The sequence below is a fragment of the Bartonella sp. B17 genome (assembly GCF_053795755.1).
Map to the genome: position 1 here is coordinate 1682722 of NZ_CP200032.1, position 22009 is coordinate 1704730.

Consider the following 22009-nt stretch of genomic DNA (forward strand, 5'->3'; position numbering starts at 1 on the left):
AAATCATGGTTGAAAATCGTCCTATTTTGAGATTTATGACCCACCTTATCCTGATTTGTGGTATCATTGTCATTTGTTTTCCAGTTTATGTCGCTATTATCGCCTCAACTCACAGTTCAGCTTCGTTTAGTGCAGGAACACTTCCACTCCTTCCAGGAAAATACGCGTTAGAAAATTACACAATAATCTTTGGTGACAAACTTGTACAACTTGGTCTTCCACGACTGGGACCACTTTTAATCAACTCATTCATTATGGCACTTGGTATTAGTATTGGAAAAATTATTATTTCGCTCTTCTCTGCCTATGCAATTGTCTACATGCGCTTTCCTTTTAGAAAAACTGCTTTTGCCCTTATCTTTGTTACGTTAATGCTCCCTGTCGAAGTCCGCATCATCCCAACATACGTTGTCGTCGCAAAATTGGGCATGATAAACACCTATAGCGGAATGATTATTCCACTCATTGCATCAGCAACAGCTACATTTTTATTTCGTCAGTTTTTTCTGACTATCCCCGATGAACTTTTAGAAGCTGCACGCGTCGACGGTGCTGGACCATTTAAATTTTTCAAAGATATCCTCCTACCTTTAAGCAAAAGTAACATTGCAGCTTTATTTATCATCATGTTTATTTATGGATGGGTACAATATCTCTGGCCTCTTATTGTTACAACGGATCAAGAGCATCAAACCATCCTTGTGATTCTAAAACAGCTTATAGTGGAATCACTTCAACACGATCCCCAATGGAATATTCTTATGGCAATATCAGTCGTTGCCATGGTACCACCTGTTTTAATTGTCATTTTTATGCAGCGGCTTTTTGTTAAAGGCCTCATTGAAACGGAGAAATAACTGTGGCCGTAATTCAGTTATCTAATATAAAAAAGCAATATGATAATGGTATTTTGATTATTAATGATCTAAATTTAACCGTTGCTGATAGTGAACTTCTTGTCCTTGTTGGTCCTTCAGGATGTGGAAAATCAACTTTATTGCGCATTATCGCTGGACTAGAACAAGTTACTTCAGGTGAACTTTATATTGACAATGAGCGTATCAATGATCGTGAACCAGCTGACCGTGACATTGCTATGGTTTTCCAAAATTATGCACTTTACCCGCACATGACGGTTCGTGGAAACTTAGAATATGGATTAAAAAATCGTAAAACCCCAAAAGACGAAATTAAGAAGCGCGTTGCACATGCTGCAAAACTTTTGCAAATAGAGCCATTTCTGGATCGTAAGCCGCGACAATTATCGGGGGGGCAACGACAGCGTGTTGCAATGGGACGTGTGATTGTACGACAGCCACGCGTCTTTCTCTTTGATGAACCACTTTCAAATCTTGATGCAAAATTGCGTGCGCAAATGTGTGTTGAAATTAAAGCGTTACAGCGTTCTTTAGGTACAACTAGCCTTTATGTCACTCATGATCAGTTAGAAGCAATGACATTAGCAGATAGAATCGTCGTTCTTAATAAAGGGCATATAGAACAAATTGGCACTCCCATGGAAATTTATGATCATCCAGCGACAACCTTTGTTGCTGAATTTATTGGTTCTCCCCCTATGAATTTTCTTGATCGTCAAGTTTTGGAACAATATTTGGGAAACTCATTTGCTTGTAGTGAAGACACTGATCTTTTGGCATTTAGGCCAGAAGCAATTTTATTAGGTGAATATCCAGATAAAGGATTTGTTTTTCATACACAAATTGAACTTATAAAACCTATTGGAACAGGATGTCACATTGTAACGCGTTGGAATGATTCTATTTTTAATATAGAAACAAAAGAGCGTCTCACGGATAGCTATGGACAAAAATTAAGCTTTACTGTTGCTTCTCAAAGTTTTCATACTTTCAATAAGAGTACAGGAAAATGCACGTAATTAGTGGCAACTAAAATGCAAACTCGATAAGCTGCATAAATTAGAAAAATTTTTTACCACTCCATTCTTTTTGGATATACAATTTTATCTGTATAATAGTGTAGAATCTTTTTACTTTTGTGAACGCAATTGTAAAGCAAGATCAGGTTGGTCTGTTGTAATATAATGTACTGGCATATCAAGCCAATGCGATAACCGAACTTTTCCGTTGACTGTCCATACTCCTACAGTAAAACCAGCATCAACCGCAGATTCAATAAAATCTTGTGAAGTAATGGAGCCATATAAACTTAGATCACGATACCCTAGTTGTTTCCATTCAGAAAAATAACGACACATATCGCCTTCAAAGTTATCAATGCATGGACCAGATGGTATTCCTGCTTCAATGAAGGGGCGAAGGCTAATAGGGTCAAAACTAATTGCAGAAACGCGTTCTTCTAAATTTCGACTTTTTATTAATGCAAGTGCCTTTTGTGATAAAGTATATTCACGTTCAATTTTGCCACATGTTTTAATTTCAAGATGCAGACAGACTTTTGTTGGTTCCAAAAGATCAAGCAGCTCTTCCAACAAAGGAGGAGCTTCATTGCTGCCTTTCACGCGGAGTTTTTTGCGTGTTTCATTATCAACATCGTGGATATACCCCTCTTTTCCAACCAATTGTTCCAAATGAAAATCGTGAAATACAACCACTTCACCACTTTTTAGCAGATGAACATCGCACTCAACCTCATCTACTCCTAACGCAATTGCATGACGAAATGCTGCAAGAGTATTTTCAGGATAAAGGCTTGCTCCTCCACGATGAGCAATAATTTTTTGTTTAGACATAGAAGGCTTCACATTTTCCAATTTTAAATGATACGATTTAGATATGTAGCAAGATGGTAACTAAAAAATCAATATCTGATCTGCAAACAATTAAAAAGGAACATCACTGCTCAAAGCATTTTGTTCGGCACCCGAATTATCAAGAACTTGAATTTTCTTTTCTAATGAATTAATGAACTGCATTGTGATACTGATATAATTTAAAATCAGCAAACCTTCCTCGTAACTTAAAAGCAAATTAGGATGTGCGAGGGTGTTATTATTACGTACCTTATTAAAATCCTGCATCAACCGAATAGTAGATTTTATAATACTCTCAGTCATTTCAGACTTAAGGTAACCATCTTTACTTAATGCTTTGTCCAGCACTTTTACGTATTCTCCATAAAGGCTGTGGAGTGGCTTATTATTATTTTTATCAACTGCAACCTTAATACCGTATTTTTTGCATTTTTCGCGAATAAAGATGCACAAGCAGGTATGCAACCGATCTAAAGCAGCTTCAGGTTGATCTCTATAAATAGAATCGTTGATATGCTGGATGGCTATCTTAAAGTTTTTCACTTTACAGAAAGTGCTCAAAACACTTAGTCCATCCGATTGTTGAGAATTTTGAAGACGGTAAGAAGTCTTCTGGCAATCTAAAATTAATTTAATATCTTTGTTGTCAATCCAATTCTGTTCGACACCAAAAGCAATTAAACCGTCCATAACACGACCCACTACACAATCAGAATCTATGTCCCAAAACGCACGCATTCTTTTAGCTTTTGAGGTACCATGCTTAGAATATCTCGACGCGTAAATATCTACTCCATACTCGTTAAAAAATGCAGCATACGTGCAATTTGTAAAATCTAAAACAAAACCATCGCCCATCTTAAACAAACGCTCGAATTTCTGACGTTCAAGAAAATTCAGATTGGACATGCATCCTCTTTATAAAACAAAAAACAGTTAAAATCCCACGATAGATACTATTACCATTAGTCAAACAGCACCAAATGCTGAACCGAAGCTCAAACAACATAACCAATCGCGCTGTAGAAAAAATAGACTTTTAATGATACCATACATAGAAAGATGATCCCACGCTGAAGCAGACAAATTGCAACTTTACACAGGTTTGTATAACTTTAAATGAGATTCAATGCTTGAGAAGATGCTCAGTATAAGATCACTCCCACTCAATGGTACTGGGAGGTTTTGAAGTTATATCGTACACAACACGATTGATACCCTTAACTTCATTAATAATGCGCGCAGCTGCCTTCCTTAAAAATTCCATATCATACGGATAAAAATCAGCAGTCATACCATCTACAGACGTTACAGCACGAAGGGCACAAACAAATTCGTAAGTACGCCCATCGCCCATAACACCAACAGTCTGAACAGGAAGAAGGACAGCAAAAGCTTGCCAAATTTCATCATAAAGACCAGCTTTACGAATTTCATCAAGATAAATAGCATCCGCCTCGCGTAAAATTTTTAATTTTTCACGTGTCACCGCACCTGGACACCGAATTGCTAGACCAGGCCCTGGGAAAGGATGGCGACCAATAAATTGTTCAGGTAATCCTAACTCTCTCCCTAAAATACGAACTTCATCCTTGAATAGCTCACGTAACGGCTCTACAAGTTTCATATTCATTCGTTCTGGCAATCCACCTACATTATGATGGCTTTTAATTGTTACGGATTCACCAATAGCTGATACGCTCTCAATAACGTCTGGGTAAAGCGTCCCCTGTGCTAAAAATTCTGCTCCACCTATCTTTCTGGTTTCTTCTTCAAAAACTTCAATGAAAAGACGACCTATTGTTTTACGTTTTTTCTCTGGATCTGTTTCATCTTCTAGAGCATTGATAAATATATTGGCAGCATTAACATGGATAAGATTTATATTATAGTGCTCTCGAAATAATGTAAGAACTTCTTCAGCTTCATTTTTACGCATTAACCCGTGATCTACAAAAACACATGTCAGTTGATCTCCTATTGCTTCATGGAGAAGAACAGCCACAACTGTTGAGTCAACCCCTCCTGAAAGACCACAAATCACACGACTTTTTCCAACTTTTTCGCGTATCTCAGCAATCATGCGGTCACGATAAGCCGCCATTGACCAATTACTTTTAAGACCGGAGATTTTATGAACAAAATTTTCCAACAGCTTTGCACCATCTGGTGTATGTACCACTTCGGGATGAAACTGCACCGCATAAAAACGACGTTCTTCATCTGCAATGGCAGCATAAGGAGCACCTTTTGATGTTCCGATAACACGAAAACCTTTTGGCAAATCTGTTACACGATCACCGTGGCTCATCCACACTTGATAAGAAGAGCCTTTTTTCCAAGCATCACCAAAAAGTGCACTCTCTTCTCGCACCTCCAGAAAAGCACGTCCAAATTCACGTTCACGCCCAGATTCAACTTTTCCTCCAAGCTGAACACACATTACTTGTTCACCATAACAGATCCCAAGAACCGGAATACCAGCCTTAAAAATTTCCATCGGAGCACGCGGTGAACCATCATCGAGAGTTGAATGAGGACTACCCGATAAAATAACAGCGTCAGGTCTAGTTTTCTTGATCCATTCTGAAGCCAATTGAAACGGAACAATTTCAGAATGAACGCCCATTGCTCGTACCCGTCGCGCAATCAGTTGCGTAACTTGCGAACCAAAATCAATAATAAGAACAGTACCTGAATGCGATGTACTCATAGAAATCCAATCAATAATTGCGAAAAGTTAGTAAATGAGATTTATTATTCAATCTTTCTTTTTTCACAAGCTAATTAACATGGAAAAAACATTATTTTTAAAAATTAGAAATAAAAAACCTGAAAATGTAGATTAATGCTCTTGTTGCAAAATAGATAAAAAAAAGCCATCTGTTTTTGTTGAAGCCGGTGATAAAGTGAGTCCATAATTTGAAAATATTGGTTGCACAGTCGAAAAACTAAAATGTTTTTGCCACAATGTTTGCATATTTATGGGATGAAAATTGGAATGCTGCTGAAGAAAACGAGAAATTTGTCCCTCATTTTCATCAAAAAAAAGAGAGCATGTTATATAGACTAAACGCCCACTTGGTTTAAGATAATTCAGTACCGCATTCAAAATAGCACTCTGTTCTGTTTGGCGTTTCTTCACCTGTTCTGGTGTTAAGCGCCACTTTGTATCTGGACGACGACGCCATGTTCCTGTGCCACTACATGGAGCATCCAATAAAACAATATCCATCTGACCTATTAACGGCTTTAATTCTTCTACATGCCCTCGTGACTGTACATTACGAACACCAGCTCTTCGAAGACGATCAAATATAGGAGCCAAACGCGCCTTATCTAAATCATAAACATAAATTTGTCCGCGGTTATTCATGTTGGCGGCTAAAGCTAGGGTTTTTCCACCAGCACCAGCGCAATAATCCAACACCTGCATACCTGCTTTTGCTTCAATAAGATGAGCAACAATCTGAGACCCTAAGTCCTGTATTTCAAAGTGCCCCTTTTGAAAAGCAGGTTCAATTTGAACATTGGGATGACGACCAAATGTTTCAATTGGTGCAATCCTTAAGGCTTGTCGAAACCATGACAAAGATTGAACTTTAATTTTGGCTAATTCCTTAAGTACCTTTTCTGGTGTTGCTTTCAAACTATTTACACGTAAATCGAAAGGAGGACGCGTTGCTAACGCAGCAGCTTCCATTACCCAATTATTTGCAAATAAAGGCAATAAATGAGCTTTACACCACTGAGGTATATCACCGCGAATATATTCTGGTGCATCGATTAATTGTCGCTTTTGCCAAGATTGACGCTGCGTTTCTCCTAATAACTGCGGAGCAAACCGATCACCATTTAATTCTGCATCAACTTGTTCAATGACCATTTTTCCAGTATCTAATAAGGTAGCGAAAACACTATCTCGAATATCATCACTATTCATACGCCATTGTAAAGAGTAACGTCGTCTCAAAACATCATAAACAATTGTACCAATTACTGCGCGATCTCCTGCCCCAGCAAAACGATGAGAAAGCCCCCAGTCTCTTAAAGCTTCACCTACAGGACGGTGCCGCTCTTCTATTTCTTTTAAAACATCTATCGCTGCCTGTAAGCGCCCACCTAATCGCATTCATTTCTCCCATTAGATTTAAAATAGTTTAAGCAAAAAACAAAATTATCTTTCTTCCGGACAGAGAACTCTTCTCAAAATCATAAAAATTACATTAAAGACTGAATGCTCCCGATCATGAAATGCGCAAAAATTATACCTCTTTTATTACTCCATAAAGCTCAGTATTTAGTAACTTTATATAGCAGCGTCCAACATAAAATATTTAATATCTTTTAAATGTTATTATCCTGAAAAATGAAAAGATACTTTTACCAAAACTATACACCTTCATCCTATTTCCAACAAAACGTGAGATAAATTTTAAAAACCACTTGGAACCACTATTTAGTACGACCGTTTCCACTGTACTAGCTTATGCTAAATAATTTAAAAGGAGAAAATAATGAACACTCACAATAATGGGAAAACAGCTTCATCTAAAACAATGTCTTCAAAAAACGAAAATAAATCCGTCCAAAGTGATCAAGCTCACAATCGTCAACGCGCATCGAAGATGGATCAGAAGACCGAAAAAAATTAACCCTCTCAATTTCATGTAATTCAAAGGAATTGGAGGCTAGCACTCCAATTCTTTTTTATGTTTGGAGGGTTATTATCAAAAGTACAACGAGAAAAATGATAATTTTCATACACTTTTTTAAAGATCTTTTATGTTATTGTTGAATGACTCTAAGCTTCTAAAAACATTAAATAGGTCTGCGATAATTCGGACTCTCCCGTGTAATAGCCACATCATGAGTATGGCTTTCGTGAAGTCCAGCATTGGTAATGCGAACAAATGTTGCTTTTTCACGAAATTCCACTAGATTTTTTGCTCCAACATATCCCATAGAAGCACGTAATCCACCAGCTAGCTGATGCAAAACCGATGCTATAGATCCTTTATAAGCAACCTGACCCTCAACACCTTCAGGGACTAATTTAAGCTCATCACGAACTTCATCCTGAAAATAACGATCTGCCGATCCTCTTGCCATAGCACCAACAGATCCCATACCACGATACGCTTTAAATGACCGTCCTTGATAAAGATAAACTTCGCCAGGGCTTTCTTCTGTACCCGCTAAAAGAGAACCAATCATAGCAGCTGAAGCTCCACCTGCTAGGGCTTTAGCAAAATCGCCAGAAGCTTTAATCCCACCATCAGCAATTATAGGAATACCAGCTTTATCAGCGACCTCTGCAGCGCCCATAATAGCCGCAAGCTGTGGCACACCAACACCTGCAACAATTCGCGTTGTACAAATAGAGCCAGGACCAATACCAACTTTTACCGCATCTGCACCGCTATCAATCAAAGCTTTTGTAGCTTGCGGAGTCGCTACATTCCCAGCAATAACAACCGTAGAAAGTGTCATTTTTTTAATACGCTCAACTGTTTCAAGCACACGCTGAGAATGCCCATGAGCTGTATCAATCACTAATACATCGACGCCGGCATCAACTAACCGTTCAGCACGTTCAATCCCCTTATCCCCCACACTACTTGCAGCAGCAACACGCAATCGACCTTGAGAATCTTTAGCAGCATTCGGATTTAATTGTGCTTTTTCAATGTCTTTTACCGTCACTAAACCAACACAACGACCTTGTTCATCTACAACCAATAACTTTTCAATACGATGATGATGCAAAAGATATTTAGCTTCGTCTAGCCGGACATTTTCACGTACTGTGATCAAATTTTCATGCGTCATTAATTCATAAATTTTTTGTTTTGGATCTGATGCAAAACGCACATCTCTATTTGTCAAAATACCAATAAGTCTCCCAGTAGTTTTACCTTTAGCACCATTTTCAACAACTGGAATGCCCGAAATTCCATAAGAGCGCATCAAAGCTTTCGCCTCTTCAAGCGTTGCGTCCGGCCCAATTGTCACTGGATTGACAACCATACCAGATTCAAATTTTTTTACTTGACGTACTTCTTCAGCCTGCTCTGCAGAAGACATGTTGCGGTGGATAACACCAATAGCACCAGCTTGAGCCATAGCAATTGCTAAACGCGATTCCGTTACAGTATCCATCGCTGCTGAGAGCAACGGCAAATTTAACTCAATATCCGCTGCAATACGCGTTTTAAGATCTACTTGGCTCGGCATAACAAGAGAATGACCCGGCTGTAAAAGGACATCATCAAAAGTCAACGCCAATGCACCTGTCTTCGTTTCAACAATTTTTGCCATAACCAAGGTCCTTTTAATAACAAAATACTGCAGGTAACGTTAAGATACAAACTGCAGTTCTCAATAAATTGTGAATTGGCAATGAATTATGCCATGCTACAAATAAAATGAAAAGAAAAATAAACCAATTTTTTGATGATCATTTGTAAAATCTATAATTGTGATTCAATAGGGAACCAACTCACTATTTTTGCAAATATACGACGCCCAAAATTGCTTTCTGGCTCAGAATCAATACTACACTGTCTTTCATTTTCGATAAAATCCCAATAAATGCGGTTATTATCACCAAGACGGAGATGATAACTCATTTCGCCGGTCGTTTCCTCAGAAAAAAGCAAATCTAATCTCGCCGCAATTGGTGCACATTCAAAAAGAATCCCCATTTCTGTATTTAGTGCAGCTGATCGAGGATCAAAATTTAAAGATCCAATAAAAGCAGTTTTACGATCAACTAAAAAAGCTTTAGCATGTAAACTGGCCTTACTTGATCTAAATAGGCGCACTCCATGTGTATCGCCATCTGGTTTTAGCTCATAAAGCTTAACACCACTTTTTAACAACGCTTTGCGATATGGCACATAACCACCATGCACAAGTGCTACATCAGTAGCAGCCAAAGAATTAGTAAGAATTTTAACATCAACACCTTTTGAGACCAAGTTGCTAAAATGCCGTGTACCGACCTTCCCAGGAACAAAATAAGGTGATGTAATCTGAACCGTCTTTTTGGCACTCCCAATAACCTGTGCAAGTGTCTTCATGAGCCAATTTTCTGTTTTTTTTCGCAACGCTTTTTCTGGAGGATCAGAAAGAACAACAACTTTATCCGCTAAAAATAACCGCTTGCCCGTATAAATAAAATGCTCAAAATTAATCTGCTTGTTGACATAGTCCAGATAAACTTTAGCAAGTTTAGAATTACGAAATTGTCGTAACTTATCCTTCCAATAACCAAGACTACTCGCACTTTTTGAAACAACTAAAGTATGAATCGGTAAAACGACAGCGCTATTCCAAAAATCATCAAAGATAGCTTCAACCTTTTTAACCGATGGACCGATTAACATCAAATCTAAATCTCGAAAACGTGATTTTTTACCTGCATCAAAATAAGAATCTGCAAGATTGCGTCCTCCGACAAAAGCTACTCTACCATCCACAATAAAAGCTTTATTGTGCATTCTGCGTGTTACAGTAATTGCTCTTAATATAATTTCTAAACCACGACGTAAACCACCCTTACGTGCTCGCCCCGGATTAAACATTCTAACCTCAATATTAGGATGCTTGTCCAACGCAATATAAGCTGGATCATGTGCCTGAGCATTAATGTCATCTAAAAGAAGGCGCACCCGAACACCACGATCAGCTGCCTCAACAATTTCACTTAATAACAAACGACCTGTTAAATCATCATCCCAAATATAATACATCAAGTCGAGACTGCGCCCTGCTTCTGCGGCTCCTATCGCACGAGCACAAAACGCATCCAAATTATTGATGATGAGTGAAAGAGCATCTTTATCAACCCCTAATCCATCCGCTTTTTCCGCTAATTGAGACACTATACGATCAAGCTTGGTTTCGTCTTTTTTTACAGTAAATGCATAGGAGCATTCTCCCCGAGCATTTTTCATAAAACGCCCATATGTATAAATCGCCAACATGGAGGCAACAAAAAAAAATATAATACAATGAACAATAATCTGTAACAGAAACAAGAAGGATACTTTCTATTTTCCAACCCATCGCATCATTATAGATACGAACCACAACACAAAAATCAACGCTCCTATCTTAAACCATATAACAAGCAAAACATTATCCATTGCTTAAGAAAACATAGATGTATTCAGCGAATCTAAAATTTTTGCTCCAGTGTCAAAAAGCATAAAAAATACAGCTATTAGATCTAAGATCAACCTTAACTAAAATTATAAAAACTTAAATAAAAAAGAGAGCTGATAATAATTTCATTAAATAAGATGTATACGCATTGATTGCACAATTACCATCTTCAATAATTAAAATTTATAGCAAACTATATTATTCCTTTCTAAAAATCATGCCTTTTCATAAATAAATATCCGATTTAAATTTTACTTCTAGTCTTGACTGTTTATCATTTTCAATTCATCCATTTTGCGATAAAGTGTAGAGCGCCCGATACGAAGACGACGAGCAATCTCACTCATACGTCCATTATAGTGTTTAACCGCTTTCTCAATAATATCACGCTCCATATCAGCAAAAGTACGAATATGCCCATCAGCATTAAAAAATTGTATTGATTCTTTTTCACGATGTTCTTGAACATCATTCTCAATTATATTTGGAACACCCATCAATGAATTTCCCAATAGCTGCGGAAAATCTCTAATGGTTAACAATGGTCCCTCACTAAGTAAAACAGCGCGAAATAAACAATTTTCAATTTCATCCCAATTACCAGGCCAATCATAATGCATGAGCAATGAAAGAGCTGACTCTGCTAAGCCATGCACATGCGATCGCCCTGTCTCAATAATAATTTTGTCAATTAAACGTTGCATAAGCTCTGGAAAATCATCTCTTAATTCTCGTAAAGCAGGAACACTGATAGATAATTGGGAAAGTTGTTCAAACAAACTACGTGAAAAAAAATCTTCTTGAACCAAACCAGCAAGCCGCGACGTTGAAATAGCAATGATCCGGAAAGGATATGCTTTTTTTCTTGCATCTTTTTCTCTTTCTCGAAGATAATGTGAAAAACGTTTTTGCTGTATAGGCTCGAGCCGATCAACATCACAAAGACAGAGTGTTCCCTTTTCAAGAGAAGAAACCAGTGGTAAAAATTCGTTAAACCACTGGCGTTTTTCTTCTTCTGGATCAACAATAGCTGAACATCGAAAACGGATAAAATCTCCTGAACACAAACCTTCATGATGAATAATGCGGGCTAATGTTTCACGACCAGTCCCTGCTTCACCTTCTATTAAAAGATTTTGTAAAGAAATCGCTGCTCTCTTTGATTTTTCTAGTACACTCTGCATTGCTTTACTTTTTACGCATAGATCTGAAAATCGTAAATGATTTTCATTTTTCCGCCGAATATAATGAATCTCACGCTCTAATGCAGAAACAAGAGCAAGCATATCCAGAGTAACCCTTAATCGCAGCAATGTGACGGGATAAATCCAGTAATCAATAGCTCCAGCTGTTAAAGCTTTCTGAAGTAATTCTTGATTATCTCGTGGCACTATCACAACGATAGGAACAAAAACGCCTGCAGCTCTAATCATTTTAATCAAATCGCTCACACTTAAATCACTCATGACGACATCAAGTAATGCAAGCACAATATTTTTACGTCTGTGCAAAAGATCAACCGTACGTAAGCCATTTTCTGCTTCAATAACACGATAACCAAAGCCTCGGAGCATAGCAGAAAGCTCTCTGCGTTTTCCATAATCTTCACTTGCAACAAGAACGGGACCAATCATAATTTTAATAATCTCCTTTGAGACTACTAAGCGGCTTAATGTAATAATTGTTGTAAACCATAAGAATATATCTCATCTCTTGTGCTTCACATACGAGCTCCATCAAACCTGTTAGCTAAATACAACATTAAGGCATTTTTTTCCATTTTTTTTGCTTTTTCATTGATTTTCATCAAAATTCCCATATTGACTAATGGAATCATTTAACGATGCTAGAATTTCAAAAATAGAGTAATGCAAATTAGAGAAAAAAAATGAAACACACTTGCCATATTTTATGTCTTATCATCACTTCTTTGGCTTTAGTAGCGTGCAGCTTTTCGCAATATTATGGACAGAATATACCAGCTGGAATTGATGGTAAATGGGTTGATGAGAACGGTATCATTTCTTCTTTCCACAATGGTGTTTTTGAAACAACTTCAGCAGATACACACGAAAAATTATCAGAAGGGACTTATAAATATATCAGTGCTCAATATGTAGAAATTGAAATACACTCAATTCTCCGTGGAACGATATCTCGAGTAAGTTGTGCAATATCACATAACAAGATGGAACTTTTATGCTCATCCTATGCGGGATTACCATTTTCTCTTAAGCGAAAAATTTAAATAGAAGTCAAAATTGTCAACAAAGATAAATAAAGCAGCTCCATATAGGAAACGCGAATCTTTCTTTGTGGTATGCTTTCCTTTCAGATATACAAATATTAATGCGATTATCTGTTAAAAAAAGTATACCAATGATATGAATAAACGATTATCTTGTCCGATAAGTATTTTTATTTAATAAAGCCAACCCACGGCAAAAACTTCATCTTTTATTTATGAAGTCATTTTTTATACCTAATGGTAAAATTTTATCTTTTATGGAGATCATCCGCTTAAACAGCGCCAACACGCAAAAGATCGTGAAAATGGACAATTCCTATGGGTTTTTTATCTTCAACCACGAAAAAAGCTCCGATATGGTGATCATTAATAAAAGCTGTTGCAGCACCAACTAATGTATCTGGATCAACAATTTTGGGTTTTTTTGTCATAACCTCATCAACACTAAGCTCTGATAAGTTAACATGCATGTTACGCGCAAGATCACCATCAGTCATAATCCCAATCAATTCACCTTTTTGATTTACGACGCCAACACAACCAAAGTGCTTTTTAACCAAAATATTCATGGCCTCAACCATAGCTGTCCCCTGTATAACCAAAGGAACATTATCACCTTTGTGCATAATATCACGTACATATTTAAGGCTTGCACCAAGAGAACCACCAGGATGATAAATTTTAAAATCCGTTGCAGTAAAGCCACGCATTTCTAAAAGCGCAACAGCTAACGCATCTCCCATTGCCAATTGCATAACTGCTGAAGTTGTAGGCGCAAGCCCATGGGGACACGCCTCTTCTATCTTTGGCAACAATAGTAAAATATCAGCTTGTCGCCCTAATGTAGAATACTCCCCCGATGTTATTGCAATGAGTGGAGTCCGAAATCGTGCAGCATAGCTCATAATGCCGTTTAATTCCAAAGTTTCTCCCGACCATGATAAGGCGAGAATAACATCATCAGCCCCAATCATACCAAGATCGCCATGATTGGCTTCTGCAGCATGCACAAAAAAAGCAGGTGTTCCCGTTGAAGCTAAAGTTGCAGCAATTTTTGTTCCTATATGGCCGCTCTTCCCAAGACCCGTAATCACCACACGACCCTTAGCATTCCTGATGGTTTGAACAGCAGCTTCAAAAGAAGAAGAAAGACCTCCAAGAAGAGCTGTTTCAAGAGCTTCAAGCCCCTGTTTTTCACTCGCAATAGTCTTAAGTGCCGATGTAACAGCGTTATATGAGATTAACATATGAGAAGATTGTTCATTCATAACCAAGTCTGATAAATGAAATTAAACTGGAGGTCTATATCATTTTTCAATTTTAATAATTTTAAGCAAGTTCTTTAATGAAGTAGAAACTTGCTCATGCATATCGACACGCGCTAAAGAAAACGCAATATTTGCTTCAATAAAACCAGTCTTAGAACCACAATCAAAAGTGAGCCCATCTAACTGAAAACCAAAAAAATCCTGTTCATCTGAAAGTCGTACCATCGCATCTGTTAATTGAACTTCATTCCCTGCCCCCCGCTTTTGATTAGAGAGAATATTAAAAATTTCTGGTTGCAAAATATAACGTCCATTAATGTATAAATTCGATGGAGCTGTTCCTTTCGTTGGCTTTTCTACCATTTTTATGATTTCAAAACCGTTTTCAATCTGTTTGCCTTTTTCAACAATCCCATATTTATGAGCCTCCCTAGGATTGCATTCTTGAACCGCGATAATATTACCCCTACCAATTTTCTCATAAAGATTAATCATCTCAGAAAGACAACCTCTTTTAGCTTGCATGAGCATATCTGGTAACAACAAAGCGAAAGGTTCTTGCCCTACTAATTCGCGCGCGCACCAAAGAGCATGCCCTAACCCTAAAGGCTGCTGCTGCCTAGTAAAAGAAGTCGTACCGGGAAGAGGCTGTAAAGCGTGTAAATGCTCAAGTTCTTCCTTTTTTCCACGTTCAGCAAGCGCTGTATATAATTCAACTTGCACATCAAAATAATCTTCAATTACTGCTTTATTACGTCCAGTAACAAAGATAAAATGCTCAATACCAGCTTCACGTGCTTCATCTACAACATATTGAATAACAGGCTTATCAACAATAGTTAGCATTTCTTTTGGTACTGTTTTTGTTGCAGGAAGAAAACGAGTACCCAAACCAGCCACAGGGAATACTGCTTTTCGAATTTTATGCACTATTATCCTCCTGATTAAATATATGATTTTCTGGCTTCATTTACCGCATGCTTTAACGAATTATTTGAATTACCATTATATTAAACAAGAAAAAATACAGGTAAGATAATTTTTGAAAGAATATTTCTTAAAAATAAATAATAAATTACAATATTTACTTACTTTCTTGAAAAGATAATCAACTAAGCCAATTTTAAAGATGAAGTTACAGTATATAAAAGCACTTGAATATTGATGGAAATTAAAAATGCAAACAATAGAATTTAAAAGTTTTTCTTTTTCAAGAAAATTGATAAATCGAAGCGCTATTATCATTGTTTCAGTCGCTATTTTTTATGCTTTTTCAATGTTTCTATCACCAATTTTGCACGCTGATACTAATAACGGTTTTCAAAACTGGATTAAAGAGTTTAAAAAAACAGCTTTAGCCAACAATATTTCATCATCTACGTTTGATATAGCTTTTAAAAATGTCAATACAATTGATCCAGAAGTTTTAAAAAGAGCTGCATACCAACCAGAATTTGTCGATCCAGCATGGAATTATTTCGATAATCGTGTCCATGATATTGCAATTATGGAAGGACAACACCAAAAGAAAAAATGGGAAAAGTGGCTTCCTGAAATTGAAAAACGTTTTGGCGTTAATCCCCATATACTCTTAGCTATTTGGTCAATAGAAAGCAATTATGGAAAAATTTTAGAAAACAAAAATGTAATGCGTGATACCATCCGTTCACTTGCAACTCTAGCTTATGCAGATAAAAAACGTGCAAAATATGCACGCGCACAACTGATTGCTGCCATGAAAATTCTCCAAAGTGGAGAAATTGAACGCTCCCAACTTACTGGATCTTGGGCTGGGGCATTGGGACATACGCAATTTATTCCAACCAGTTATCTCGCCTATGCCGTTGATATGGATGGGAACGGACGACGCGACATTTGGACTTCTATTCCAGATGCCCTTGCTACTGCTGCGAATCTTCTTCATATGAATGGTTGGCAATCTAATCTTCCTTGGGGAATAGAAGTCAAATTACCACAGGGGAAAAATTTTCCTAACGATTGGCTCTCCTTTGAACAATGGAAAAAGCTAGGCGTAAAACATGCAAATGGCCATCCTTTTCCTTCATCCTCTGAATTGGCAATGTTAAAATATCCAGATGGATCAAAGGGACCCATATTTTTAGTAACAAAAAACTTTTTTGTTATTAAACATTATAATAATGCAGACCGTTATGCTTTCGCAGTTGCTCTTTTAGCTAATCGCATTGCGGGGCATCCAGGATTGGTTCAAGATTGGAATCGACCTTTTCATCCTCTTACTTTTCAAGAGCGTAAAGAGCTGCAACATCGCCTAGCTGTGCTAGGCTATTACAAAGGAGAAGTTGATGGGAAAATTGGAACTGCTTCTAAAAGAGCAATTAAAGCTTTCCAACTGCGCCACAAATTAGAAGCAGATGGACATCCCTCCCATAAAATTCTTTTCCTTCTTCGAAAACAATAATCTGGAGTAAAATGTTTGCCTTCTTTTAGTCTAATACACTTTATTTTTCTGATTTCTTTCACCTCTGCCTTTATTGTTATCCAGCAAAGCCCAAGCAAAGCACATAACTTTTTCGAATTGTTATTTCACCATAAAAAGCAGGAACAACAACAGCCACAGATTACAGAGGATAAAGTATATAAGCTAGAAAAAAGAGCTATAAAACAAAAACCAGCACAAAAATTAAAAGAAAAAAATGCAAAACGCATTCTTGTTATAGGAGACTTTGTAGCTTCTGCTACTGCTGATGCACTCATGAAGCTTTTTGCTGATAATAGCGACATCATCGTCATAAACAATACAATGCCGAGTTCTGGCTTGGTTCGGACTGATTACTATTCTTGGAAAAACAATATTCCTGAACTCATTGATAAAAATAGACCTGAAGCTATTATTATAGCGATAGGTGCAAATGATAATCAACCAATCATAACACCGTATGGCATATTTAACACAGCACAGCTGGAATGGGAGAATGCCTATAAACAAAGAATTATCGAAATTGTTGAAATCCTTCATAATTCTGGGAAACCATGGGTATGGATTGGTCTGCCTGCTTTTGAGAATAATAATTTAACACAAAAAATGCGTATCTTTAACACACTTTATAAAAATACAACAGAAGCAACGAGTGGGCATTTCATCGATATCTGGGATGGTTTTGCTAATGCACAAGGTCAATTTTCTTTCTCAGGTTATAATATAAATGGAGAAATAGTAAAGCTGCGCACTTCTGATGGGATTAATTTTACTCTCGAAGGAAAGAAAAAACTTGCAGCTTATCTAGAAAAACAATTGAACATTATTTTCAATTCTCAACCATCTTCCTACAAAAATACAGATCCTATCCAATTTACGCAAGAGACAAATAATATTAACCGCAAATCTCCGATAAGCCTCGATGACATGGCACAACAAAATACGCACTTACTAGACAAAACAGATTCAAGCTCTATAAAAAAATCATGGATTCCTCAAAATGGGCATCAGAGAGACCGAGCTGATAATTTTTTTTTCCCGTAATATCCTTTTAAAATCAAAATCCTATTTTTTATAAATAAAAAAACACAATAAAAATCCATTGCATATAGCTATGATGAACAAAAAAGATACACAAATTTTTACAGCAAATATAAACGGTATAGCATATGCTATACCGTTATGCTTTTATTTTACAGTCCACGTTTTTTAATCATCGCTTCTGGTGAAGGCAACCGTCCCCGAAAATCTTTATAAAGCTCCTCTGGATCACGACTTCCGCCAGCAGAATAAATAAAATGCTTTAACCGATCAGAAAGCTCTGAATTAAACACATCACCGGTCTCTTCAAAAGCTTGAAAAGCATCCGCATCAAGCACTTCTGACCACATATAAGAATAATAGCCAGCAGCATAATCATCCCCTGAGAATATATGCGTAAAGTGTGGAGGACGATGACGCATGATAATTGTATTGGGCATTTGCAACTTTTCTAATTCCTGATGCTCAAACATTGTTGGATCAGTTATTGTTTCTCCTTTATGAAAAGCTATATCCACTAAAGCTGATGAAATAAACTCAACAGCAGAAAAACCAGCATTAAATATTTGTGTTGTTATCATTTTATCCATCAATGCTTGTGGCATAGGAATCCCTGTTTTTACATGCGTAGCATAAGATTTTAATACTTCTGGTACAGTTAACCAATGTTCATACAGTTGAGAAGGAAGTTCAACAAAATCGCGCGAAACCGATGTTCCAGATACAGATGGCCATGTTACATCAGAAAGTAAACCATGCAATGCATGCCCAAATTCATGGAAAAGCGTACGTGAATCATCAAGTGATAAGAGAGCAACCTGCCCTTTAGGCGGCTTAGCAAAATTACAAATATTATAGATAATAGGTTTTTGTCCTCCATTCAATTTATGTTGTGATTGCAGTCTGCTCATCCATGCACCAGATCGTTTTGAAGAACGCGCAAAATAATCGCCAATAAAAAGCCCAAGCAAACTTCCATCAGATTTTTTTACTTCCCACAATCGTGCATCATGATGCCAAAGTGCAACAGTATTTTTTTCTTCAAATGAAATTCCAAAGAGTCTTTTTGCCACGGCAAAAGCTGCTTCAATCATGCAATCAAGCTGAAAGTAATTTTTGATTTCGGATCCATCGAAAGAAAATTTCTCAGCACGCAGCTTTTCAGCATAATAGCGCCAATCCCAAGCTGCTAAGGGCTCATTGCTTCCCTGATTTTTTGCAAAATCTTGCAATTCAATTTGCTCAGCAGCAGCCTTAGCTCGCGCCCGCTTCCATACCGGCATGAGCAAATCCATAACTGCATCAACATTTTTTGCCATAGTATTATCAAGTTTTAAATCTGCGAAGGATTTGTATCCCAGTAATTTAGCCTGTTCATCTCGCAATGCAATGATTTCTACAATAATTTCTCGATTATCATTATCGTTGTTATTTTCTCCACGTTTAGCCCAAGCTTGGAACGCTATTTCACGCAAATCACGGCGATGAGAAAACTTTAAAAATGGTTCAACAATTGAGCGCGCCAATGTTAATGCATAGGTCTTTTCATTCCCCTTTTCGCGAGCAATTTCCTTCATTGAGGCGATAAGATCATCAGGCAAGCCAGATAAATCTTTCTGTTCTAAAAATAAAGTCCACTCAGCTTCATCTTTTAAAACATGCTGGCCAAAAGTAGCACTTAAAAAAGCAAGCTTTTCATTAATTTCAACAAGTCGCTTCTTGCCTTTTTCATCAAGTTTTGCACCATTACAAACGAACCTTTTCCACCATAATTCAAGGACACGCGTTGTTTCACTATCATACATACCTCGTTGCGACTGTTTATAGAGTACTTCTATTTTTGCAAATATTCGTGCGTCCATCATAATTTTTGAAGAATAACGAGAAAGCTTTACAACAAATTCCTGTTCTAATTGCTGAATCAACGCATTGCTATAAGCACCGGAACGCAAGAAAAATATCGAACATACACGATCAAGCGCTTTACCAGAAAGCTCAAAAGGCTGCAAAAAATTCTCAATTGTTGGTGCATCTTGCACTGCTGCAATTGCCTCAATTTCTTCTTCTGCTTCCTTAAGTGCTTGTTCAAAAGCAGGTTTAAAATCGTCATCATTTATTGAAGAAAAATCAGGAAGCCCTGCAAATCCCTTCCAGTCCAGCACTGCTGCTTTTGTCATAGTACTATATATCTCCATTACACATTTTAAAACGTAATACTTATTTTTATGATAAACATGATAATATTGTAAAATTTATCTCATGTACTTCAAAATAATATTTCAGACCTATATTTTGATACAAAAAATACTAAAGATAGCTTTACCACAAGGAGATAAACAAAAATCAAAATTACTACGCGCTTAATTTATAAAACTGTTTATAGCATGTGATGCTTGTGATTTATCCTTGACTTTATTTGGAATATTAACTTGAAGACCTAGTTAAGGGGGGATGTAAGCATCTTCCATAATTTTTGATTTATCCCTATCCATAATTTGGATTTACAATTCTCCACCTCTGCGGAAGGTATTTTATCATGACGGAAATCAAAACGGCCTTCGATTTTAAAAATTTGTCTCCTGAAGCTCTCGCAGAAGAATTAAAGAAGCGACATTTTGCCGATTCAATAGATATCATCAATGATCTTGATATTATGGAACGCGTGACTATTCTTGCTCTTCTCCCGCTTGATTATACCATTGAACTTTTTGATAAGCCAGAACTTGAACAACCTGCAGCTATTCTTGAACTTTTACCTGTAAATCGTTCTGTTGAAATTCTCGATGGTATGTCCGCAGACGCCGCGGCAGACGTTTTTCAAGAAATGGATGGAGAAACGCGCACACGGCTTTATGCCTTACTAAAACCTTTAACGCGATCTGAACTAAAAAAGCTCACGAGTTATCCCGATCATACAGCTGGTGCACTCATGACAACAGAATTTATAGCAGTTCCAGCAAACTGGACTGTAAAAAGAACTCTTGACCACATTCGTGATGTTGAGCGAACACGCGAAACAGTTTACACAAGCTATGTTATTGATCCCAAAATGGGTACCCTTCTCAAAGCTGTTTCACTTCGTAATCTTATTCTTGCTTCACCTGATGAGCAAATTCTAAATGTTCCCACGCGTGACACACCTATCACAATATCACCCTCAACAGATCATGAAGATATTGCTCGTCTTTTTCAACGCCACGATCTTCTCTCTGTACCAGTTGTTGATGAAAGCAACCATGTCATTGGTATTGTAACTGTCGACGATGTGCTTGACACTATGGTCGATGAGATGAATGAAGATGCCTATAAATTTGGGGGTATGGAAGCTCTCAATAAAGCGTATATGCAGATCAGCTTTATTGAAATGATGAAAAAACGCGGCGGTTGGCTTGCCTTGCTCTTTGTTGGTGAAATGTTGACAGCTAGCGCCATGCAATATTTTGAAACAGAGCTTGAAAAAGCAATTGTTCTTACCTTATTTATTCCTCTCATTATGAGCTCAGGAGGAAATTCTGGATCACAGGCAACATCCCTTATTATCCGTGCATTAGCTCTACGCGAACTCACACTTAAAGACTGGTGGAGAGTTATTATTCGTGAAGTTCCAACAGGACTATCTCTTGGTATTTTACTTGGAATGATTGGAATTATGCGCATAATTATCTGGCAACAGTTGGGTATATATAACTACGGGGAACATTGGATTGCTATTTCTATGACGGTAGGTGCAACTTTGATCGGAATCGTTACATTTGGTTCTCTATCTGGCTCTATGCTTCCTTTTATTCTTAAAGTTTTGAAATTTGACCCTGCAAGCGCTTCTGCTCCTTTTGTAGCAACTTTAGTAGACGTGACAGGTATTGTGATCTATTTTTCTGTAGCTTCCCTTATTTTATCTGGAACTCTACTTTAAACACATGAAGCAAAAATATATCTGCAACCTAAAATCTTTTTTATTTAAGAGAATAGGTTGCATTATTTATCTTTGAAGCACATATCTAAAATACTCATGTTATCAATTTTCTTGAGAAACTTCACAAAATAAGCTCAAAAGGGCAGAAAAATAAAAA

The 22009-nt window shown here is 37.2% G+C and carries 17 protein-coding genes; 7 read left to right on the forward strand and 10 right to left on the reverse strand.

Annotated features, from left to right (window positions below; all coding sequences use genetic code 11):
* Window positions 1-5 precede the first annotated feature (5 nt).
* Both ugpE and V4B18_RS07620 read left to right on the forward strand, forming a co-directional pair.
* Window positions 6-857, forward strand: coding sequence for a sn-glycerol-3-phosphate ABC transporter permease UgpE (gene ugpE / locus V4B18_RS07615; protein WP_455475821.1), 852 nt, complete (start codon window positions 6-8; stop codon window positions 855-857).
* A gap of 2 nt (window positions 858-859) precedes the next feature.
* Entirely contained in the window at window positions 860-1897 is a 1038-nt protein-coding gene (locus V4B18_RS07620) for a sn-glycerol-3-phosphate import ATP-binding protein UgpC (protein ID WP_455475822.1), read from the forward strand.
* A 111-nt stretch (window positions 1898-2008) separates the two neighbouring features.
* Here V4B18_RS07620 and V4B18_RS07625 read toward each other — a convergent pair whose 3' ends face one another.
* The 4 genes from V4B18_RS07625 to V4B18_RS07640 all read right to left on the reverse strand — a co-directional run bounded on the left by V4B18_RS07625 (window position 2009) and on the right by V4B18_RS07640 (window position 6884).
* Window positions 2009-2731 (reverse strand): glycerophosphodiester phosphodiesterase, encoded by a 723-nt coding sequence (locus tag V4B18_RS07625; protein ID WP_455475823.1) that lies wholly within the window; start codon window positions 2729-2731, stop codon window positions 2009-2011.
* A 90-nt stretch (window positions 2732-2821) separates the two neighbouring features.
* The gene (locus V4B18_RS07630; protein WP_455475824.1) at window positions 2822-3661 is read right to left on the reverse strand and encodes an abortive infection family protein; all 840 of its coding nucleotides are present in this window, start codon (window positions 3659-3661) and stop codon (window positions 2822-2824) included.
* Window positions 3662-3908: 247 nt separating this feature from the next.
* Window positions 3909-5465: a glutamine-hydrolyzing GMP synthase gene (gene guaA, locus V4B18_RS07635; protein WP_455475825.1), complete on the reverse strand. Its 1557-nt coding sequence runs from the start codon at window positions 5463-5465 to the stop codon at window positions 3909-3911.
* A gap of 132 nt (window positions 5466-5597) precedes the next feature.
* Complete coding sequence (locus tag V4B18_RS07640; protein ID WP_455475826.1) at window positions 5598-6884, reverse strand: RsmB/NOP family class I SAM-dependent RNA methyltransferase; 1287 nt, start codon at window positions 6882-6884, stop codon at window positions 5598-5600.
* 385 nt (window positions 6885-7269) lie between these two features.
* Here V4B18_RS07640 and V4B18_RS07645 point away from each other — a divergent pair, with 385 nt between their 5' ends.
* Window positions 7270-7407 (forward strand): hypothetical protein, encoded by a 138-nt coding sequence (locus V4B18_RS07645; RefSeq protein ID WP_455475827.1) that lies wholly within the window; start codon window positions 7270-7272, stop codon window positions 7405-7407.
* A gap of 166 nt (window positions 7408-7573) precedes the next feature.
* Here the strand turns inward: V4B18_RS07645 and guaB are convergent, their stop codons facing one another.
* From guaB to V4B18_RS07660, 3 genes are all read right to left on the reverse strand, one after another.
* Complete coding sequence (guaB, locus tag V4B18_RS07650) at window positions 7574-9073, reverse strand: IMP dehydrogenase (RefSeq protein WP_455475828.1); 1500 nt, start codon at window positions 9071-9073, stop codon at window positions 7574-7576.
* 152 nt (window positions 9074-9225) lie between these two features.
* Complete coding sequence (locus tag V4B18_RS07655; protein WP_455476564.1) at window positions 9226-10743, reverse strand: phospholipase D-like domain-containing protein; 1518 nt, start codon at window positions 10741-10743, stop codon at window positions 9226-9228.
* A 438-nt stretch (window positions 10744-11181) separates the two neighbouring features.
* Window positions 11182-12558: a sigma-54-dependent transcriptional regulator gene (locus V4B18_RS07660; protein ID WP_455475829.1), complete on the reverse strand. Its 1377-nt coding sequence runs from the start codon at window positions 12556-12558 to the stop codon at window positions 11182-11184.
* A gap of 254 nt (window positions 12559-12812) precedes the next feature.
* Here V4B18_RS07660 and V4B18_RS07665 point away from each other — a divergent pair, with 254 nt between their 5' ends.
* The gene (locus V4B18_RS07665) at window positions 12813-13172 is read left to right on the forward strand and encodes a hypothetical protein (RefSeq protein WP_455475830.1); all 360 of its coding nucleotides are present in this window, start codon (window positions 12813-12815) and stop codon (window positions 13170-13172) included.
* A gap of 272 nt (window positions 13173-13444) precedes the next feature.
* Here the strand turns inward: V4B18_RS07665 and V4B18_RS07670 are convergent, their stop codons facing one another.
* Together V4B18_RS07670 and galU are read right to left on the reverse strand one after the other, a co-directional pair.
* Window positions 13445-14440 (reverse strand): KpsF/GutQ family sugar-phosphate isomerase, encoded by a 996-nt coding sequence (locus tag V4B18_RS07670; RefSeq protein WP_455475831.1) that lies wholly within the window; start codon window positions 14438-14440, stop codon window positions 13445-13447.
* A 39-nt stretch (window positions 14441-14479) separates the two neighbouring features.
* Window positions 14480-15370 (reverse strand): UTP--glucose-1-phosphate uridylyltransferase GalU, encoded by an 891-nt coding sequence (galU, locus tag V4B18_RS07675; RefSeq protein ID WP_455475832.1) that lies wholly within the window; start codon window positions 15368-15370, stop codon window positions 14480-14482.
* 247 nt (window positions 15371-15617) lie between these two features.
* On the opposite strand from galU, the gene V4B18_RS07680 reads away from it, so the two are divergent.
* Window positions 15618-16880: a lytic murein transglycosylase gene (locus V4B18_RS07680; RefSeq protein ID WP_455475833.1), complete on the forward strand. Its 1263-nt coding sequence runs from the start codon at window positions 15618-15620 to the stop codon at window positions 16878-16880.
* 15 nt (window positions 16881-16895) lie between these two features.
* Window positions 16896-17942, forward strand: a complete 1047-nt coding sequence (locus tag V4B18_RS07685) for an SGNH/GDSL hydrolase family protein (protein ID WP_455475834.1) — start codon at window positions 16896-16898, stop codon at window positions 17940-17942.
* A 149-nt stretch (window positions 17943-18091) separates the two neighbouring features.
* Here the strand turns inward: V4B18_RS07685 and V4B18_RS07690 are convergent, their stop codons facing one another.
* Complete coding sequence (locus V4B18_RS07690) at window positions 18092-20116, reverse strand: M3 family metallopeptidase (RefSeq protein ID WP_455475835.1); 2025 nt, start codon at window positions 20114-20116, stop codon at window positions 18092-18094.
* A 359-nt stretch (window positions 20117-20475) separates the two neighbouring features.
* Between V4B18_RS07690 and mgtE the strand changes: the two genes are divergently transcribed.
* Window positions 20476-21852 carry a magnesium transporter gene (gene mgtE / locus V4B18_RS07695; RefSeq protein ID WP_455475836.1) on the forward strand — a complete coding sequence of 459 codons (1377 nt, stop codon included), beginning with the start codon at window positions 20476-20478 and terminating at the stop codon, window positions 21850-21852.
* The last annotated feature ends 157 nt before the right edge of the window (window positions 21853-22009 follow it).

Excerpts from the sequence above, each read along its gene's own strand:
- V4B18_RS07665 (WP_455475830.1), top strand. The coding sequence starts at position 12,813 with ATGAAACACACTTGCCATATTTTATGTCTTATCATCACTTCTTTGGCT.
- V4B18_RS07680 (WP_455475833.1), top strand. The coding sequence starts at position 15,618 with ATGCAAACAATAGAATTTAAAAGTTTTTCTTTTTCAAGAAAATTGATA.
- V4B18_RS07660 (WP_455475829.1), bottom strand. The coding sequence starts at position 12,558 with ATGATTGGTCCCGTTCTTGTTGCAAGTGAAGATTATGGAAAACGCAGA.
- ugpE (WP_455475821.1), top strand. The coding sequence starts at position 6 with ATGGTTGAAAATCGTCCTATTTTGAGATTTATGACCCACCTTATCCTG.
- guaA (WP_455475825.1), bottom strand. The coding sequence starts at position 5,465 with ATGAGTACATCGCATTCAGGTACTGTTCTTATTATTGATTTTGGTTCG.
- V4B18_RS07640 (WP_455475826.1), bottom strand. The coding sequence starts at position 6,884 with ATGCGATTAGGTGGGCGCTTACAGGCAGCGATAGATGTTTTAAAAGAA.
- mgtE (WP_455475836.1), top strand. The coding sequence starts at position 20,476 with ATGACGGAAATCAAAACGGCCTTCGATTTTAAAAATTTGTCTCCTGAA.
- V4B18_RS07690 (WP_455475835.1), bottom strand. The coding sequence starts at position 20,116 with ATGACAAAAGCAGCAGTGCTGGACTGGAAGGGATTTGCAGGGCTTCCT.
- V4B18_RS07655 (WP_455476564.1), bottom strand. The coding sequence starts at position 10,743 with ATGTTGGCGATTTATACATATGGGCGTTTTATGAAAAATGCTCGGGGA.
- V4B18_RS07670 (WP_455475831.1), bottom strand. The coding sequence starts at position 14,440 with ATGAATGAACAATCTTCTCATATGTTAATCTCATATAACGCTGTTACA.
- guaB (WP_455475828.1), bottom strand. The coding sequence starts at position 9,073 with ATGGCAAAAATTGTTGAAACGAAGACAGGTGCATTGGCGTTGACTTTT.
- V4B18_RS07630 (WP_455475824.1), bottom strand. The coding sequence starts at position 3,661 with ATGTCCAATCTGAATTTTCTTGAACGTCAGAAATTCGAGCGTTTGTTT.
- V4B18_RS07645 (WP_455475827.1), top strand. The coding sequence starts at position 7,270 with ATGAACACTCACAATAATGGGAAAACAGCTTCATCTAAAACAATGTCT.
- V4B18_RS07625 (WP_455475823.1), bottom strand. The coding sequence starts at position 2,731 with ATGTCTAAACAAAAAATTATTGCTCATCGTGGAGGAGCAAGCCTTTAT.